At 61.0% G+C, this 16,827-nt stretch carries 16 protein-coding genes; 7 read left to right on the top strand and 9 right to left on the bottom strand.

Annotated features, from left to right (window positions below):
* The first annotated feature begins 37 nt into the window (after positions 1-37).
* Complete coding sequence (locus tag AAIL67_RS20130) at positions 38-685, top strand: TetR/AcrR family transcriptional regulator (protein WP_063664148.1); 648 nt, start codon at positions 38-40, stop codon at positions 683-685.
* 54 nt (positions 686-739) lie between these two features.
* Here the strand turns inward: AAIL67_RS20130 and AAIL67_RS20125 are convergent, their stop codons facing one another.
* Entirely contained in the window at positions 740-1,411 is a 672-nt protein-coding gene (locus tag AAIL67_RS20125; RefSeq protein WP_224648666.1) for an MSMEG_1061 family FMN-dependent PPOX-type flavoprotein, read from the bottom strand.
* Between the two features lie 94 nt (positions 1,412-1,505).
* Between AAIL67_RS20125 and AAIL67_RS20120 the strand changes: the two genes are divergently transcribed.
* A complete protein-coding gene (locus AAIL67_RS20120) occupies positions 1,506-2,303 on the top strand; it encodes a helix-turn-helix transcriptional regulator (RefSeq protein ID WP_063664152.1) in 798 nt (265 codons plus the stop codon).
* 239 nt (positions 2,304-2,542) lie between these two features.
* On the opposite strand, the gene AAIL67_RS20115 is transcribed toward AAIL67_RS20120, so the two are convergent.
* Both AAIL67_RS20115 and xdhC read right to left on the bottom strand, forming a co-directional pair.
* A complete protein-coding gene (locus AAIL67_RS20115) occupies positions 2,543-3,859 on the bottom strand; it encodes a urate hydroxylase PuuD (RefSeq protein WP_063664154.1) in 1,317 nt (438 codons plus the stop codon).
* A gap of 291 nt (positions 3,860-4,150) precedes the next feature.
* Positions 4,151-4,981, bottom strand: a complete 831-nt coding sequence (xdhC, locus tag AAIL67_RS20110; protein WP_063664156.1) for a xanthine dehydrogenase accessory protein XdhC — start codon at positions 4,979-4,981, stop codon at positions 4,151-4,153.
* Between the two features lie 265 nt (positions 4,982-5,246).
* On the opposite strand from xdhC, the gene AAIL67_RS20105 reads away from it, so the two are divergent.
* A complete protein-coding gene (locus AAIL67_RS20105) occupies positions 5,247-5,657 on the top strand; it encodes a hypothetical protein (RefSeq protein WP_080746093.1) in 411 nt (136 codons plus the stop codon).
* 84 nt (positions 5,658-5,741) lie between these two features.
* Here the strand turns inward: AAIL67_RS20105 and AAIL67_RS20100 are convergent, their stop codons facing one another.
* On the bottom strand, positions 5,742-6,326 hold the full coding sequence (locus AAIL67_RS20100) for a YSC84-related protein (RefSeq protein ID WP_034353706.1): 585 nt from the start codon (positions 6,324-6,326) through the stop codon (positions 5,742-5,744).
* A gap of 326 nt (positions 6,327-6,652) precedes the next feature.
* Here AAIL67_RS20100 and AAIL67_RS20095 point away from each other — a divergent pair, with 326 nt between their 5' ends.
* Positions 6,653-7,042: a DoxX family protein gene (locus tag AAIL67_RS20095; protein ID WP_034353709.1), complete on the top strand. Its 390-nt coding sequence runs from the start codon at positions 6,653-6,655 to the stop codon at positions 7,040-7,042.
* A gap of 135 nt (positions 7,043-7,177) precedes the next feature.
* Here AAIL67_RS20095 and uraH read toward each other — a convergent pair whose 3' ends face one another.
* The gene (gene uraH / locus AAIL67_RS20090) at positions 7,178-7,528 is read right to left on the bottom strand and encodes a hydroxyisourate hydrolase (RefSeq protein ID WP_003070903.1); all 351 of its coding nucleotides are present in this window, start codon (positions 7,526-7,528) and stop codon (positions 7,178-7,180) included.
* Positions 7,529-7,832: 304 nt separating this feature from the next.
* Between uraH and ggt the strand changes: the two genes are divergently transcribed.
* Positions 7,833-9,662 (top strand): gamma-glutamyltransferase, encoded by a 1,830-nt coding sequence (ggt, locus tag AAIL67_RS20085; protein WP_343484670.1) that lies wholly within the window; start codon positions 7,833-7,835, stop codon positions 9,660-9,662.
* A 96-nt stretch (positions 9,663-9,758) separates the two neighbouring features.
* On the opposite strand, the gene glxR is transcribed toward ggt, so the two are convergent.
* The 3 genes from glxR to gcl all read right to left on the bottom strand — a co-directional run bounded on the left by glxR (position 9,759) and on the right by gcl (position 13,498).
* Positions 9,759-10,670, bottom strand: coding sequence for a 2-hydroxy-3-oxopropionate reductase (gene glxR, locus AAIL67_RS20080; RefSeq protein ID WP_003063991.1), 912 nt, complete (start codon positions 10,668-10,670; stop codon positions 9,759-9,761).
* 84 nt (positions 10,671-10,754) lie between these two features.
* Positions 10,755-11,558 carry a hydroxypyruvate isomerase gene (hyi, locus tag AAIL67_RS20075; RefSeq protein WP_003063993.1) on the bottom strand — a complete coding sequence of 268 codons (804 nt, stop codon included), beginning with the start codon at positions 11,556-11,558 and terminating at the stop codon, positions 10,755-10,757.
* Positions 11,559-11,707: 149 nt separating this feature from the next.
* Positions 11,708-13,498 carry a glyoxylate carboligase gene (gene gcl / locus AAIL67_RS20070; RefSeq protein WP_034383047.1) on the bottom strand — a complete coding sequence of 597 codons (1,791 nt, stop codon included), beginning with the start codon at positions 13,496-13,498 and terminating at the stop codon, positions 11,708-11,710.
* A gap of 109 nt (positions 13,499-13,607) precedes the next feature.
* Here gcl and AAIL67_RS20065 point away from each other — a divergent pair, with 109 nt between their 5' ends.
* Positions 13,608-14,525: a LysR family transcriptional regulator gene (locus tag AAIL67_RS20065; protein ID WP_003052436.1), complete on the top strand. Its 918-nt coding sequence runs from the start codon at positions 13,608-13,610 to the stop codon at positions 14,523-14,525.
* A 239-nt stretch (positions 14,526-14,764) separates the two neighbouring features.
* On the opposite strand, the gene AAIL67_RS20060 is transcribed toward AAIL67_RS20065, so the two are convergent.
* A complete protein-coding gene (locus AAIL67_RS20060; RefSeq protein ID WP_043008764.1) occupies positions 14,765-16,117 on the bottom strand; it encodes a glycerate kinase in 1,353 nt (450 codons plus the stop codon).
* A 212-nt stretch (positions 16,118-16,329) separates the two neighbouring features.
* On the opposite strand from AAIL67_RS20060, the gene AAIL67_RS20055 reads away from it, so the two are divergent.
* Positions 16,330-16,827, top strand: a 498-nt coding sequence (locus tag AAIL67_RS20055; RefSeq protein WP_343484669.1) for a GntR family transcriptional regulator, incomplete at its 3' end; no start/stop codon positions are given.

Raw genomic sequence — 16,827 nt, 5'->3', positions numbered from 1 at the left:
TCACCGACAATCTCGCCCAGAGACTGAGAACCAGCGTATGCCCCACACACCCAAGCCCTCGACTCGTGGGAGACCACGCTCCATCACCAGAGAGAAAATTGCAGACGCCGGAATTTCCATCGGCCTTCCTGGCATTACGTTCGTCGGCGTTGCCGCTGCACTGGGCGTCAGCCACATGGCGCTCTACAAGCATGTGCCAAGCCTGGAAGCACTCAAACACCTGATTGCAGAGGAAATCTTCAAGCGCTGGGAGTTGCCGCAGGCAACAAGCCCTCAGCAGATCGGGCTGGAGGAATACCTTATGGGGTTCACTGCGTCCACACGACAGTTCGTAAAAGCGCACCCCGGCGTCACTCCCTTCGTGATTCGCCGCCTGGCGGCCACACCGGCCATGCTGGAGAAGATCAGCGCCCATCAGGCCCATATTGCACAGGCCTACGGCATCACCAAGGAACAATCACGCTGGCTGCTCTCCACCGTGACCTTCTTTTGCATCTCTGCGGCCGACACGGTGTATGCCGCAGCCCGCCTGGAGCCGCTTGACGAAGCGGACGGGCAACTGCAAGAGGCAGAGATGGAGGCAGAATTGCTTGAGGGAACCCATGCCTTGATAGCAGGAGCCCTGGGGCTACTCGAAAGCAGGGCCAGACCCCAAGATCGGCGCCCGCATAAACAAGTAATTTGAGTCCTGCGAGACCGCAGGGGGCATGCGGCAGAGATGTGGCGAAACTGTGAGCGCTCAATAAAGCTCAGTTCTTACGGCACTTGAGTAGCGCTCATTTGCGTGAACGATCTGTTCTGATGTGAATTGAGCGTCACCCTGCAATTGGGCCAGGCCAGCCATCACATCTCCGACTGTAGGCAGATGATTGGGGTCCAGATGACTCTCGTCACGCCACAACCGGGCGCGATTGATGGCACGTCCACAGTGGAACAACACTTCATCGATCCGAATCACTATTGCAGTTTTTGGCACCTTGATCCCTTCTCGCAACTCTTGCATCAGGTCACCATCGGATGAAACTCGACCGCGTCCATTGATTCGCAAAAAGGTTTCCAGACCTGGGAAGAGAAACAGCATCGCCAACCGGTCGTCATTCTGAAGATTGCGCAAGGAGGCAATGCGATTGTTGCCGGGCCAGTCCGCAAAAACCAAGGTGCGTGCATCCAGTACCCGCACGAAGCCGGGAGGACCTCCGCGTGGCGATGCATCCAAGCCATTCTCATCTCCCGTGGCAAGACAGAAAAACGTAGCTTTTGCCAAGTATTCCTTGTGGAAATCCATCAAATGATCGAGAACCGCTTTTTGAATTCGCTCCGTTGGGCGCGCGTATAGCCGATTCAGATCAACTGCATCTGACTGACTGCTCTTGTGCAACCCTTGATCCGCCGAGTCTTTTGATAAAGGCACGTGAAACTCCTGTGTTTGAGGAAAGTTGCAAGCGTAGGCCTAGGTGATATGGCGGCTGTAGAATTTATCGGCCATTAGATAACTCAAATCCGCCATGCCTGATCTCATGCATCTGTTGGGCTCCTATATGGACTCCCCTGACGGGCCCAGTGTTGTAGCGGCCACTCGAATGTTGGAAAGTGAGCTATCTTCCGAGATGCATCAGCATGCACGCGGTCAATTGTTTGGTTCAATCAAAGGCCTGATCTCGGTGCAGGTCGATGGCGGTCTCTGGGTGGTGCCGGCCATACATGCCGTTTGGCTTCCTCCCCATCATGCTCACGCTGGGCGCTCCTTCGGCCCCTACCATGGCTGGAGCGCCTATGTGGCAGAAGCCGCATGCGCCAATTTGCCGACACAGCCCTGCATCATCAGGGTATCGGGCCTGCTGCGCGAAGCGGTGCTGCGTATTGCCAGCTCCATGCCGCAAGCCTCCGATCTATCGAGTCAAGCACAGTCACATATATGCGCTGTGGTTCTGGACGAGATCAGAAGCCTGCCGGTTGAGGAGTTTGGTCTGCCCATACCAGCAGATGCGCGTCTGCAACGTATCGCCAAAGCTTTGATAGCCAATCCAGCCGACGAGCGCAGCATCGATGACTGGGCAAATTTCGGGGCTATCAGCTCGCGCACTCTCAGTCGCAGATTTGTCAGCGAGACAGGCTTTAATTTCACTGCCTGGCGCCAGCGCGTACGCCTATTGCGATCACTTGAAATGCTTGCCGAAGGCATAAGCATTACAGCCATTGCACTGGATCTCGGTTATGCCAGTATCAGCGCTTACATCAGCCTGTTTCGCCGGACCTTCGGTGAAACGCCAGCATGTTATCGATCACGCTTGAAAGCCGTTTAGCAGGGATCAGTTGAGTCCTCAGCCCGAGGCAGACTTCACACTTTCATTTGCTGCAGTCGTCTTGTTCAACACCGCATCACCGCAGCTTGAGTGTTGAATCTCAATAAAAAAAGCGCTCACAAGGAGCGCTTTTTACGAGGAGAAGGAGTCTAGGCTTTGCTGACGCAATCTAGCTCCACAGAAGGTCGCATGGAGACCAGATCGCTGCCTACGACTTCATTACCCCGAACAGCTGATGGTCAGTTCACGGCAGCGCCGGACTCGTACCAGGTCTTGATCAGGTTGCGTTCGTCGTCGGACAGAGCCGCAGGGTTGCCAAAAGGCATCTTCTTCAGCTGCACCACCTGCTGGTAGATCTGCTGGGCGTGCGATTTCACCGCTTCGGGGGAGTCCAGACGGACAGCCTTTTGCTGGATAGCCGTGCCGTGGCACACCACGCAGTGCTGCTGGAAGATCGCATTGACCTTGGCAAAGCCTTCTCCGCCAGCGGCTGCGGGAGCAGCAGCAGGTGACGCGGCTTCGGCTGCAGGAGTTGCGACTTCAGCTGCAGGGGCCGCGGGAGTTGCAACCTGCCCGGCTGCGGGTGCCGCTGGAGCAGCCGCTACTGGAGCAGTTGCAGCCACAGGAGCAGGCTTGAGCCAGACAAACACGGCAAGCAGAGCAGCTACGCCGACAGCAGCGTAAGGCCAGGGGTGGCTGTTGCGACCCAGCTTGTAGCCGTGGCGCATCACGAAGAACTGGCGAATGGCAGCACCGGCAAACATCATGCCGATCAGCACCAGCCAGTTCAGCTTGTGGCTGTACAACCAGCCATAGTGATTGGACAGCATGGCGAACAGCACGGGCAGCGTGAAATAGGTGTTGTGCACGCTGCGCTGCTTGGCACGTTGGCCGTGACGTGGGTCCACAGGCTCACCAGCCTTGAGCGAAGCCACCACCTTGCGCTGGCCAGGGATGATCCAGAAGAACACGTTGGCGCTCATGGACGTCGCGATCATCGCGCCCATCAGCAGGAAGGCTGCCTGGCCGGGGAAGATGTGGCAGGCCAGATAGGCTGCGATACACACCAGCACCAGAACCATGGCACCGACGGTGGCATCGCCATTCTTCTTCTGGCCGAAAGTGCGGCAGATGAAGTCATACAGCAGCCAGAAGACCACCAGGAAGCCCAGAGCCGAAGCCACGGCAGCGCCGGTGCTCATTGCATTGGGGTCGCCGGGAGTGACCAGATAGATGTTGGCGTTCCAGAGGTAGGAGACCGTCAGCAGGGCAAAGCCGGACAGCCACGTGGTGTAGCTTTCCCAGTAGAACCAGTGCAGGTGATCCGGCATCTTGGGAGGAGACACATTGAACTTGACGGGGTGGTAGAAACCGCCACCGTGCACAGCCCAGAGTTCGCCGTTAACGCCCTGCTTCTTCAGGTCGTCATCCACGGGCGGCGTCAAGCTGCTGTCCAGGAACACAAAGTAGAAGGAGGAACCGACCCAGGCGATCGCGGTAATGACGTGGAGCCACCGCAACAGCAGGCCGGCCCAGTCGAGAATGTAGCTTTCCATAGCTCTCAACCTTGGCAGCGTGGGGCTGCCGAACAACCTGCTCACCACTGCGGGCGCTCTGAGCAGAAGAAAAGGCCGCGCTCCCGGACGTTACACACGGGGCACCGCTGCGACCATTCTGTCGACCGAAAGTGTATGCAATTTTTGCTGCCGCAACTCTCGAATCAGGGATAAACCACCCTAGAGATTTCCCTAATACAAGTGCGATATGCAAGGATCGGGCCTGATTTTTAGGGCAGGTAACCGCATGTTTGCGGCCACCCGCACCAGATCAGGGCATTCATTGCACCATCAGCTCGCAGACAAGCGCTGCAGAAGCTGTGCCGCCACCGCCACAGCGATCACCTCGGGCTCCTTGCCGGTAATGCCCGGCACACCGATCGGGCAGGTGACGTGAGCCAGCTCTGCATCGCTGAACCCTCGCCTGCGCAAGCGGCTGCTGAAACTGGCCCATTTGGTCTTGCTGCCAATCAACCCCACAAAAGGCAGATCTCCTCGCTCGCGCTGGCGCAGCAGGCATTGCGCCACCACCTCCAGGTCTTCGGCATGGCTGAAGCTCATGATGAGCACCTGCGACTGCGGCGGCAGCTCTGCCACCGCGGCCTGCACCGGATCGGAGTGCTCGCACTGCACCCCTATCTGCTCCTCCACGGGAAAGACTGCATCACGGCTGTCCACCCAGACCACGCGGTACGGCAAGCTGCGCAAAATGCGCACCAGCGCATGCCCCACATGGCCAGCGCCGAACAAGGCCACACATTGCGACGGCTCGGGCATCAAGGCCCGCAGACGTAGCGCATCGCGGGCGTCAAACCATGCAAAGTGCAGCTCCAGCGCACCGCCGCAACATTGCCCCAGACTGGGGCCAAGCGCATACCGCTGGATATGCTCACGCAAGGCTGAGGGGTCTGCGTCCCACTGCGCCAGCAGCTGGCGCGCCTGGGCAATGGCCTGCCACTCCAGATGACCACCGCCGATCGTCCCCATCACCTCATCGGCGAACACTGCCATCCAGGCCCCCTCCTCGCGGGGCACGGAGCCACGAGTGGCCTGTACCTGCACCCAGCACAGCGGCTGCTGCGCCAGACGGTTCAAGATTCCTTGCTGTGTTTCGCTCCACATGACTGAACGCCGATTGCTTTGATGACCGATGTTCATGCATTTTGCGAGTCGCAATAGACAGACAAGCGTATGAGCACATTAATCGGATGCATATCCGGACCGGATTTGACGAGTCGTTGCAGATTTTTCACGAGGTGGCTTCAGAATTGCGTCCCCAGGCTGCTGCCTCCATCCATTTGCGGCTACGCTTGGCGTCATGTCTGAAACCCACAACCCCACCCGCAACACACCAGCCCGCCGCCCCCTGAACTGGCTGCGGACCGGGATGATGGCTGCCGTTGCAGCGGTGCTGACCGCCTGTCAGATCGCACCTCAAAGCCCATCCATCGGCACGACGCCCGCCGACAAGGCCAGCCCCAGTTATCGCAAGCAGGCCGCCCAGCATCTATATGAACGCAACTCCGGCCGCATCTACCAGGGTATGCTGCCGCCTATGCTGTATGCGATCGGCGTGCTGCAGGTTCAACTCGACGGCCAGGGCCGCGTGAAAAACCTGCACTGGATGCGCAAGCCAGGCCATGCCCCCGAAGTGGTGGCCGAGATCGAGCGAGCCGTGCGCTCCGCCGCCCCCTTCCCGGCCCCGGGTCGCAGCGTGACCTATACCGACACCTGGCTTTGGGACAAGTCGGGACGCTTCCAGCTCGACACCTTGACCGAAGGTCAGTTGGGCCAGTAAAAGCGCACAGCGATGCAACCCGCTGCATCGGACAACAAAAAACCGGCCAAGGCCGGTTTTTTGTTGTCACAAGCCAGGCGAGGCTTATTCGACCACTTTGGTGATCTTCGTGCCCTGCAGCGATACGCCGGCCTCCAGGCCCGCGTTGGTCAGCACATAGCTGGTGACCGGAGCCTGAGCGGTCGTGGTGTCCACGCTGCCATTGGCACCGATCTTGCCAGCTGCCACGGTGGCATCAGCCCCCACGGACCAGCCGTCGCTCTTGAGGAACTTGTCCAGCGCCTCCTGTGTGTTGAACACATAGATCACAGCCTTGGACTGACCACCAGCTTGCCATCCGATAGAGGCCGCTGTCGTGCTGTAGAAACCACGGTTTTGACCGCCCACGCGCAGTACGCCGCGGCCATGCTCCACCCCGACCACAAAGCTGCCGCCAATCACCGACGGGAAGATCAGCACCCCCTTGGCGCGTTGCACCATTTCCTTGGATCCTGGTGCGGTCTGGTACAGGCGCTCCAGAGCTGCATTGGCACGGGTATTGACCGTTGTGGAATCGGCACGGGGAGCCGATGCCGTGTCAGGCTTGGTCGTGGTGCAGGCCGTCATGGTCATGGCACCGGCAGCCAGTGCAGCAGCCATCGCAACAGAACGCAGAGAAATTTGACGCATACCTATATCCTTTCATGGGATGAATGTGCAGACACATTTCAGAGGTAGAAGGTCCTGCAGTCCGACATTGAGTCGCTTTTGCACATCCCCCCGATGCAAAGCTGTCAGAAACAGGGTTGGCACGATGCTAGTGCGCAGCGTTGCCGATAAAACTCAGCGGTTACAGCTTGCGCCATTGGCCTACAGAAGGCAAGAGCAGTTGTCGAAAAAGACCTACAACATGAACATAAGACAAGACTTGGCCCCATCCATAGGCAATCCGACGAATTGTCTGAAACAGGCGCTAGCATTGTTGATATAAGCATCGCGCGGACGACAGGAAGTTCATGAAGTTCTGGAATTACTTTCACCACCCCAAGGCAGCTCTGGTTGTGCTGCGTGTCACCCTGGCCTTGCTCATGCTGCTGCACGGCTGGGCCAAGATTCGTTATGGCATAGGCAGCATTGAGGCGAAGGTCGAGAGCCTGGGTGCGCCGGGATTTCTGGCCTATGCCGTCTATCTGGGCGAAGTGGTCGCGCCTTTGCTTTTGCTGGTGGGCCTGTGGGTGGTGCCTGCCGCACTGGTGATTGCGGTGAATATGGTGGTGGCATTTGCGCTGATGCACACCCGGCAGATTCTGATGCTCAACAACACCGGCGGCTGGGCGCTGGAGCTGCAGGCCTTTTATTTCGTGAGCGCCCTGGTCGTGGCCATGGCGTATTCCAAGGGCAAATAAGTCCTTAAAAACAGGAGCGGCTTGCGCCTGTCATATCTTGGTTTCAATGCCTTTTAATGCTGAAACCTTGAAATGACCTGCGCAAGCCGCTCTTGTTTTTGCCATGTCTCCCGCTTCGAGAGACTCACGTCCCGCTCAGGAGCCGCGATAGGTGGAGTAGCTCCAGGGGCTGACCAGCAAAGGCACGTGGTAGTGCTGCTCCACATTGGCCACGCCGAAGTCCAGGCTCACCTTGTTCAGAAAGCTGGGTTCTGGCAGTTGCACGCCACGGGCCTTGAAGTAGGCCGCAACATCAAAGGTCAGGCGGTAAGTGCCGACCTTGAGCGTGTTGTTGTCGAACAGCGGCGCGTCGGTGCGGCCGTCATGATTGAGCACCAGGCTCTTGATCAACGTGGCCTTGTCGCCTTCGGTGGAAAACAGCTCGACAGCCATGCCTGCGGCGGGGCAGCCATTCATAGTGTCGAGAACGTGGGTGCTCAGGCCCATGGAAATCTCCTCACAGGCAGTTTGCCACTGCCCTTGGTTGTATCAAACACACGACTTACGCAAAACGGGTTCAGGCAGACCGTTGTTGCATTCCTGTTTGCGTAAGCCCTGAAACATCTATGCCATCACAAAGTCTGCTCGCGCATGAGCGCAGCGCTTTGATCTCTAAAGTGTATACAGTTCCTGTACTCCATCAAAGGCTTTTCTGCCTTGACTTTCAGGCACATAGCCAGCTCTGTCCGGTTGGCATCTGTGCAAGCCTCTATACACTGGTCCGATTCATCAAGCGAACAGGAGACAACGCATGCAATTGCGCACCACCGCCCTGGCAGCCAGCCTGCTCATCGCCCTGGCCGGCCTGAGCGCCTGCAGCAGCACGGCCACGCTAGAGCCCGCCAGCAACGAACGCGCGGCCATCCGTAACGACGCCACCGCTCAGGCCGCAGCGCCAGCCGTCACCCAGACCGCCGCCGCCCAGGCAGCCGCTGCTGCCTATGACTTCGAACTGGATGTCTTTCACCCCGTCATCGCCAAGAACGGCATGGTGGCCTCTGAGCAGGAGCTGGCCACGCAGATCGGCGTGGATATTCTCAAGGCGGGCGGCAATGCCGTCGATGCCGCCGTGGCCGTGGGTTTTGCACTGGCCGTGGCCTTGCCCAATGCCGGCAATATCGGCGGCGGCGGCTTCATGATGGTGCACGACGCGCGGAGCGGCAAGGACATTGCGCTGGACTTCCGCGAAGTGGCACCCAAAGGCGCGTCACGCAATATGTATCTGGATGCCGCCGGCAAGGTCATCGACGGCAAATCGCTCTACACGCATTACGCCGTAGGCGTGCCCGGCACCGTGGCGGGCATGACGCATGCGCTCTCGCGCTGGGGCAGCATGCCGCTGGCCAGGGTCATGGCTCCGGCGATTGCGCTGGCGGACAAGGGCTATCCCGTCAGCGTCACCCTGGCCAAGACTCTGGATCAGGAAAAAAAGAACATGGGCCGCTGGCCCGCCACCCAGGCCGTTTTCTGGAAGAACGGCGCTCCGCTGCAAAGCGGCGAGAGGCTGGTGCAAAAGGATCTGGCGCAGTCCCTGCGCCTGATCAGCCAGCAGGGTGCCAAGGCCTTCTACGAAGGTGCGATCGCGCAGAAGATCGTGACGGAGATGGCACCGCACGCCAATGCCCTCAGCCTGCAGGACCTGCGCGACTACAAGGTTGCAGAGCGCGAGCCCGTGCGCGGCAGCTATCGCGGCTACCAGATCGTGACCATGCCTCCGCCCTCTTCGGGCGGCGCGCATCTGATTCAGATCCTGAACATGATGGAGCGCTGGCCCATGAATCAATGGGGTGCCGACAGCGCGCAAAGCGTGCACTACATGACCGAGGCCATGAAGCTCGCCTATGCCGACCGCTCCGAGTATCTGGGCGACCCGGACTTTGTGAAGATTCCGCTCAAGGGGCTGATCTCCAAGAGCTATGCCAGCGAGCTGGCCGCCAGCATCAAGCCCCAGCAGGCCAGGCCCGGCAAGGACATCCGGCCCGGCAGGCCCCAGCCTTATGAAAGCGACCAGACCACCCATTACTCCGTGGTGGACAAGGCCGGCAACGCGGTGGCCGTGACCTATACGCTGAACACCAATTTCGGCAGCGGCATCGTCGCCAGGGGCACGGGGATTTTGCTCAACAACGAGATGGACGATTTCTCGGCCAAGCCCGGCGTGGCCAATGCCTATGGTCTGGTGGGCGGCGACGCGAATGCCGTGCAGGCCGGCAAGCGGCCGCTGTCATCCATGACACCGACCCTGGTACTCAAGGACGGCAAGCCGGTTCTCGTCACCGGCAGCCCGGGCGGAGCGCGCATCATCACCACGGTGCTGCAGCAAGTCGTGAATCACATCGACTTCGGCATGAACCCGGCCGAAGCGGCTGCCACGCCGCGCTTTCATCACCAGTGGACGCCAGACGAGTTGCGCGTTGAAAAAGGCTTCAGCCCCGATACGCTGGCCCTGCTCAGACAATGGGGCCACAAGGTGGCACTGAAGGCATCCATGGGCCGCACGCAGACCATCGAGATCCGCGACGGCCTGCTGCGCGGCGCTTCGGACCCGCGCAACCCTGACGGAAAGACCATGGGTTACTGACGCTGAACAAAAAAGCCGCGCTCCCCCGAGCGCGGCTTTCACTTGAGGCGGCTGCTGGCCGTACGCTTGGCCAGTGGCCGCCCTCCCCACCTCTCTTTATTCAGCCTTCTGACCGATTTCGAAGTTGGCCTGGATTTCCAGGGCGCGCACCATGCCCGAGTGATCCCAGGCAGCGCCGCCGTGGGCCACGCAGCTGTTGAACAGCTCTTGAGCCTGAGCGGTGTTGGGCAGGGACACGCCCAGCTGACGAGCGCTGGACAGGGCCAGATTCAGGTCCTTCTGGTGCAAGGCAATGCGGAAGCCAGGGTCGAATGTGCGCTTGATCATGCGTTCGGCATGCACTTCCAAGATCTTGGAAGAGGCAAAACCGCCCAGCAGGGCTTCACGCACACGTGCTGGATCGGCACCGGCGCGCGATGCAAACAGCAGGGCTTCGGCCACGGCTTCGATGTTCAGAGCCACGATGATCTGGTTGGCCACCTTGGCGGTCTGGCCGTCGCCGTTGCCGCCCACCAGGGTGATGTTCTTGCCCATCTTGTCGAACAGGGGCTTGACGCGTTCGAAGGCTGCATCGGGGCCGCCGACCATGATGGACAGGGTGCCGTTCTTGGCACCGACTTCACCGCCGGAGACGGGAGCGTCCAGGTACTGGGCGCCAGCGGCTTCGATGCGCTTGGCAAAGTCCTTGGTGGCCACGGGCGAGATGGAGGACATGTCGACCACGATCTTGCCGGAGCTGCCCTTGAGGCCGGCTGCCACGCCGTCTTCACCGAACAGCACCTTCTCCACGTCGGGAGTGTCGGGCACCATGATGAAGATGATGTCGGCGCGCTCGGCCACACCGCGAGCAGTGGTGCACTGGGTGGCGCTGGTTTCGGCGATGTTGGCAGGCACCTTGCCCACGGTGTTGACGAACAGTTGGTGGCCGGCCGCAATCAGGTGGCCGCACATGGGCGCGCCCATGATGCCCAGACCGATAAAGCCCAGCTTGAGAGACGATGCGTTCATGGTTGTACTCCTCAGTTTTCTTGATACTCAAATTCGATGGCCAATGGCGCTTTGCGAGCCGGCGCCACAGACCGGGTCATCCATTCATGCAGCCACGGCAACCTTGTTCCAGCCGCCGATCTTCTGCAGCCAGCCCAGGCCGGACTCGGTGCCGTTGGCGGGCTTGTATTCGCAACCGATCCAGCCGTCGTAGCCGATGCGATCCAGGTGTGCGAACAGGAAGGGGTAGTTGATCTCGCCCGTGCCGGGTTCGTTGCGACCGGGGTTGTCGGCCAGCTGGATGTGACCGATGCGGCCCAGCTGCTTTTGCATGGTGGCTGCCAGCTCGCCTTCCACGCGCTGGGCGTGGTAGATGTCGTACTGCACAAAGGCGTTGGGCGCACCCACTTCGTCCAGGATGGACAGGGCATCGTCAGTGCGGTTCAGGTAGAAGCCGGGGATGTCGAAGGGGTTGATCGGCTCGATCAGCAGGCGGATGTTGGCGGCGCTCAGGGCGGCGGCAGCAAAACGCAGGTTTTCCACGAAAGTGCGGCGCACCACGGCAGCGTCAACACCGGCAGGAACCTTGCCGGCCAGGCAGTTGAGCTGGGGCACACCCAGGGCGTGGGCATAGGTCACGGCCTTGGCCACGCCAGCGCGGAACTCGTCCACGCGCTTGGGGTCGCAGGCAATGCCACGTTCGCCCGCGTCCCAGTCGCCGGCGGGCAGGTTGTGCAGAACAATCTTCAGGCCGGTGGCGTCCAGACGCTCCTTGATCTCTTCCACGGTATGAGCGTAGGGAAAGAGAAACTCCACGGCTTCAAAGCCTGCGTTTGCGGCACGCTCAAAACGCTCGAGGAAAGGCACCTCGGTGAACAACATGCTCAGGTTGGCTGCAAAACGGGGCATGATAAAAGTCTCCGGTAATCGTTAATAGTTGCAGGCGCTAGACGCCAAGCAAGGGCCTAAGCCGGCCGCGCTGCCCCGCAGCGAAGGCGTCGTCCCCCTCCCGCGCAGAGAGGGGGAAGCGGCAAAGCCGCTCCGGGGGAGTTTTCCTATCAGTCCAGCAGGGCCAGTGCGCTGGGCGCGTCGGCCTTTTCGGTCGCCAGGTCTTCGAACTCGACCACGTTGTCGATTTCGGCGCCCATGGAGATGTTGGTCACACGCTCCAGGATGCACTCGATCACCACAGGGGTCTTGTGCTCGGCCATCCAGGCTTCGGCCTGCTGCATGGCGGGGGCAAAGTCTTCGGCGCGATGAACGCGGATCGCCTTGCAACCCAGACCTTCAACGACCTTAACATGGTCAACACCGTAGCCGCGGGTCGCATCACCCTCATCCATGTTGATATTGTCGAACGCCAATTGCACGCAATAGTCGATCGAGAAAGCGCGCTGTGCCTGACGGATCAGACCCAGATAGCTGTTGTTCACCAGCACGTGAACATAGGGCAGCTTGAACTGCGCGCCCACGGCCAGCTCTTCGATCATGAACTGGAAGTCGTAGTCGCCGGACAGGGCCACGATCTTGCGCTGGGGGTCGGCCACGCGCACGCCCAGGGCGGCGGGAGTGGTCCAGCCCAGAGGACCGGCCTGGCCGCAGTTGATCCAGTTGCGGGGCTTGTACACGTGCAGGAACTGGGCGCCGGCGATCTGCGACAGACCGATGGTGGACACATAGGTGGTGTCGCGGTCCAGGGTGCGGTTCATGCACTGGTAGACGCGCTGGGGCTTCATCGGCACGTTGTCGAAGTTGGTCTTGCGCAGGTACTCGACGCTGTTCTTGCGACCCTGGCACTCGGCCACCCAGGCCTTGCGGCACTTGAGCTTGCCGGCAGCCTTCCACTCCTTGGCGACGGCAACGAATTGCTCCAGAGCCGCCTTGGCGTCGGAGACGATGCCGTAGTCGGGGGCGAACACGCGGCCGATCTGCGTGGGCTCGATGTCCACGTGGATGAACTTGCGGCCCTTGGTGTAGACCTCGACCGAGCCGGTGTGGCGGTTGGCCCAGCGGTTGCCGATGCCGAACACGAAGTCCGAAGCCAGCATGTTGGCATTGCCGTAGCGGTGGCTGGTCTGCAGACCGCACATGCCGACCATCAGGGGGTGGTCGTCAGGGATGGTGCCCCAGCCCATCAGGGTGGGGATCACGGGCACGTTCAGGATCTCGGCCAGCTCGACCATCAGATCGGAGGCATCGGCGTTGATCACACCGCCGCCGGAGACCAGCAGGGGACGCTCGGATTCGTTGAGCATCTCGATGGCCTTCTCGGCCTGCTTGCGCGAAGCAGCTGGCTTGTAGGCAGGCAGGGGCTCGTAGGTGTCGATGTCGAATTCGATCTCGGCCAGTTGCACGTCGATGGGCAGATCGATCAGCACGGGGCCGGGACGACCGGAGCGCATCAGGTGGAAAGCCTGCTGGAAGGCTCGTGGCACCTGGGCGGGTTCCAGCACGGTGGTGGCCCACTTGGTCACGGGCTTGGCAATGGAGGCAATGTCCACGGCCTGGAAGTCTTCCTTGTGCAGACGCGAGCGGGGAGCCTGACCGGTAATGCACAGGATTGGAATGGAGTCGGCGCTGGCCGAGTACAGACCGGTGATCATGTCGGTGCCGGCGGGGCCGCTGGTGCCGATACACACGCCGATATTGCCGGCCACCGCGCGGGTGTAGCCTTCGGCCATGTGGCTCGCGCCTTCCACGTGACGGGCCAGAATGTGACCGATGCCGCCGTGGTTCTTCATTGCAGCGTACAGCGGGTTGATGGCCGCGCCGGGCACACCAAACGTCACGGTTACACCTTCTTTTTCGAGCACCAGGACTGCGGCGTCGATTGCTTTCATTTTGGCCATGAGGGTCTCCTAAAAACTTGGTTGAACTTTAGTCAAGACCCTTGCTTGCTGGAAGCCGCTCTCAGACCATAAAATTTATTCCACCCAAGAATAAATAGGAGACAAACCCATGGACAGACTCGACGCGATGCACATGTTTGTGCGCGTGGTGGAGACCGGCAGTTTCACCAAGGTCGCACAGGAATTCGCCACCACCCAGCCCACCGTCACCAAACAGGTCGCGGCCATGGAAGCGCGCCTCAAGGTGCGCCTGCTCAACCGCAATACACGCGGCGTGAGCCTGACCGAAGCCGGCGCGCTGTACTACGAAAAATGCAAGATCATCGTCAGCGACGTGGCCGAGGCGGAGAACGTGGTCAAGGTGCGCCAGACCCAGGTGCAGGGTCAGCTGCGCATCGGCAGCTCGGTGGCCTTCGGGCGCCGTGTACTCATTCCGCTGGCCATGGATTTCATGAAGCACAACCCGCAGGTGCAGGTCGATCTGAGCTTCGAGGACCGCTACACCGATCTGGTAGCCAACGGCATCGACGTGGCGCTGCGCCTGGGCAAGCTGGCCGACTCCTCATTAGGCGCGCGCATGCTGGGCGTCAATCCCTGGGTGCTGGTGGCCTCCAACACCTATCTGCGCAAGCACGGCACGCCGCGCCGCCCCTCGGACCTCAAGGAGCATTCCACGCTGATCTACAGCAGCGTGCAGGGCAACGATATCTGGCGCCTGCGCAATGCCAGCGGCGAGCCGGTGTCGATTCCCGTCACGGGGCGGCTGCGCTCCAACAACCTCTCGGCCCTGCTGGCCGCTGCCCGCTCGCACATGGGCATTGCGGCCCTGCCGCGCTATGTGGCCCAGGACTCGCTCAAGGACGGCCGCGTGGTGGAAGTGCTCAAGACCTGCCGCCTGCCCGAGCAGGAGATCCACGCCGTCTACCCCTCGCCACGCCTGGTGCCGCAGAAGGTGCAGTCCTTCATCGCCTTCCTTCAGGGCAAGTTCGACGATGCCTGGTGGGAGGATCTGCCAAGAGGGGGCTAGCTCCCCCTGAGGCGCTTCGCGCCTTCCCCCTCTCTGTACGCGCTGCGCGCTAACGGAGGGGGACTGCTCCTTCGCCGCAAGGCAGCTCTTGCTCGGAGCACTGGGATAGGTAGCGCTAGTTTTACACTACAGCTATATAAAAAAAATAGCAGCTACCGCTTTATAAGCGGTAGCTGCAGATATTTTTCCACTTAAAACCGTTGAATAGCCTGCGCAAGCAGCTATTCAATTTGATGATTTCAAAGAATCAGAATGGCGCGGAAGTCGTTGACATTGGTGTGCGTGGGGCCGGTGATCACCAGATCGCCCAGCGCCGAGAAATAGCCATAGGCATCGTTGCGATCCAGGTGATCGCTGATGCGCAGGTTCAGCTCTGCCGCGCGCTTGAGCGTGCAGGGCGAGACACGGGCTCCCGCGTTGTCCTCGACACCGTCGATACCGTCGGTGTCCGCGGCCAGCGCCCAGACCTTTTCCTGACCTTGCAGGGCCTGGGCCAGACCCAGGCAGAACTCGCCGGCACGGCCGCCGCGCCCCTTGGCCGCACCGGGTTGGCGCGGACGGATGGTCACCGTGGTTTCGCCACCCGAGAGAATCACGCAGGGCTTGGCAAAAGGCTGGTCATGCCTGGCCACGGCACGAGCCAGCGCCGCATGGACCTTGCCCACCTCGCGCGACTCGCCTTCCATCTCATCGGACAGCACATGCACGGCAATGCCTGCCGCGCGGGCTGCGGCGGCCGCGGCTTCCAGCGACTGCTGGGGTGTGGCGATCAGATGCACTTCATGGCCTTCAAAGCGGGCGTCGCCGGGCTTGGGCGTCTCCAGCTCGCCGGCTTGAAGCGCAGCGCGCACGGACTCGGGAATGCCGATCTGGTAGCGGTCCAGGATGGCCAGTGCGTCGGCACAGGTCGACGCGTCCGGCACCGTGGGTCCGCTGGCGATCACCGAAGGATCGTCGCCGGGCACATCGCTGATGGTCAGCGTCACCACCTTGGCGGGATGGCAGGCAGCGGCCAGACGGCCGCCCTTGATGCGCGAGAGATGCTTGCGCACGCAGTTCATCTCGCCAATCGCCGCGCCGCTCTCCAGCAGCGCCTTGTTGATGCGCTGCTTCTCGGCCAGGTCGATGCCTTCGGCGGGCAATGTCAACAGGGAAGAGCCGCCGCCGGAGATGAGGCAGATCACCAGATCGTCGGCGGTCAGCCCCTCGGTCAGCGCCAGAATGCGCTCGGCCGCAGCCAGACCGGCCGCGTCCGGCACCGGATGGGCAGCTTCCACCACCTCCAGGCGCTGGGCCAGCCCTTCGGGGCGTGGGGGAATGTGCGCGTAGCGCGTCACCACCAGACCCGACAGCGGGGCATCCTGCGGCCACAGAGCTTCCAGCGCCTGCGCCATGGAGCCACCGGCCTTGCCGGCGCCCAGGACCAGCGTGCGGCCCTTGGGCGGCTTGGGCAGATGACGCGCCAGACCCTCGATGGGCAGGGCATTGCGCACTGCCACGTCATACAGATGACGCAGAAATCCAGCCGGGTCTTGCTGGGGAACAGGCGTTGCCGCGGCCTGCGCGCGCGAGGATGTATTCTGTGCTTGCATAGCTGCGCATTGTGCATTCGGGCTTTTTTCCCTTACAGAGGCCCCCCAGTCACAACACTGCTGATCTTTGCAATACCAATGTTGCAAGCCCTTGCTCCCATTGGGTTTGCGCGCTTGCGCACAGCTTTCTGCGCCTGAACATCGATACAAACACCATGTTTGGTGAACAGAAACTGTATACAAAACTTGTCTTCAACCGCTATGATGGATTTATGGAAACTTCCACCACCAGTTTCATTGTCGAAAGCCTGACCAAGGCCATCGTCGAGCATCGCCTGATGCCCGGCACCAAGCTGGCCGAGCAAAAGCTGGCCGACCACTTTGGAGTTTCCCGCACCCTGGTGCGCCAGGCCTTGTTTCAGCTTTCACAAAACCGTCTCATCCGGCTCGAGCCCGCCCGCGGCGCCTTTGTGGCCACGCCTTCGGTGGACGAGGCGCGCCAGGTGTTTGCCGTGCGCCGCATGCTCGAAGCCGAGATGGTGCGCAGCTTTGTCAAGCAAAGCAGCGCTGCCAAGATTCGCGCCCTCAAGCAGCATGTGGCTGCCGAGAAAAAGGCCATGGAAGCCAATGACGTGGGCCAGCGCACCGAACTGCTGGGCGACTTCCACGTGCGCATGGCCGAGCTCATGGGCAACGAGGTGCTGGCTCAACTGCTGGGCGAGCTGATTTCCCGCTGCGCATTGATCACCCTGATGTACCAGTCTGCATCA

It is taken from the genome of Comamonas sp. A7-5, from assembly GCF_039581385.1.
Lineage (GTDB): Bacteria > Pseudomonadota > Gammaproteobacteria > Burkholderiales > Burkholderiaceae_C > Comamonas > Comamonas thiooxydans.
The sequence above is the reverse complement of the archived record's forward strand: the minus strand, read 5'-3'. Positions and strand labels throughout refer to the sequence as shown.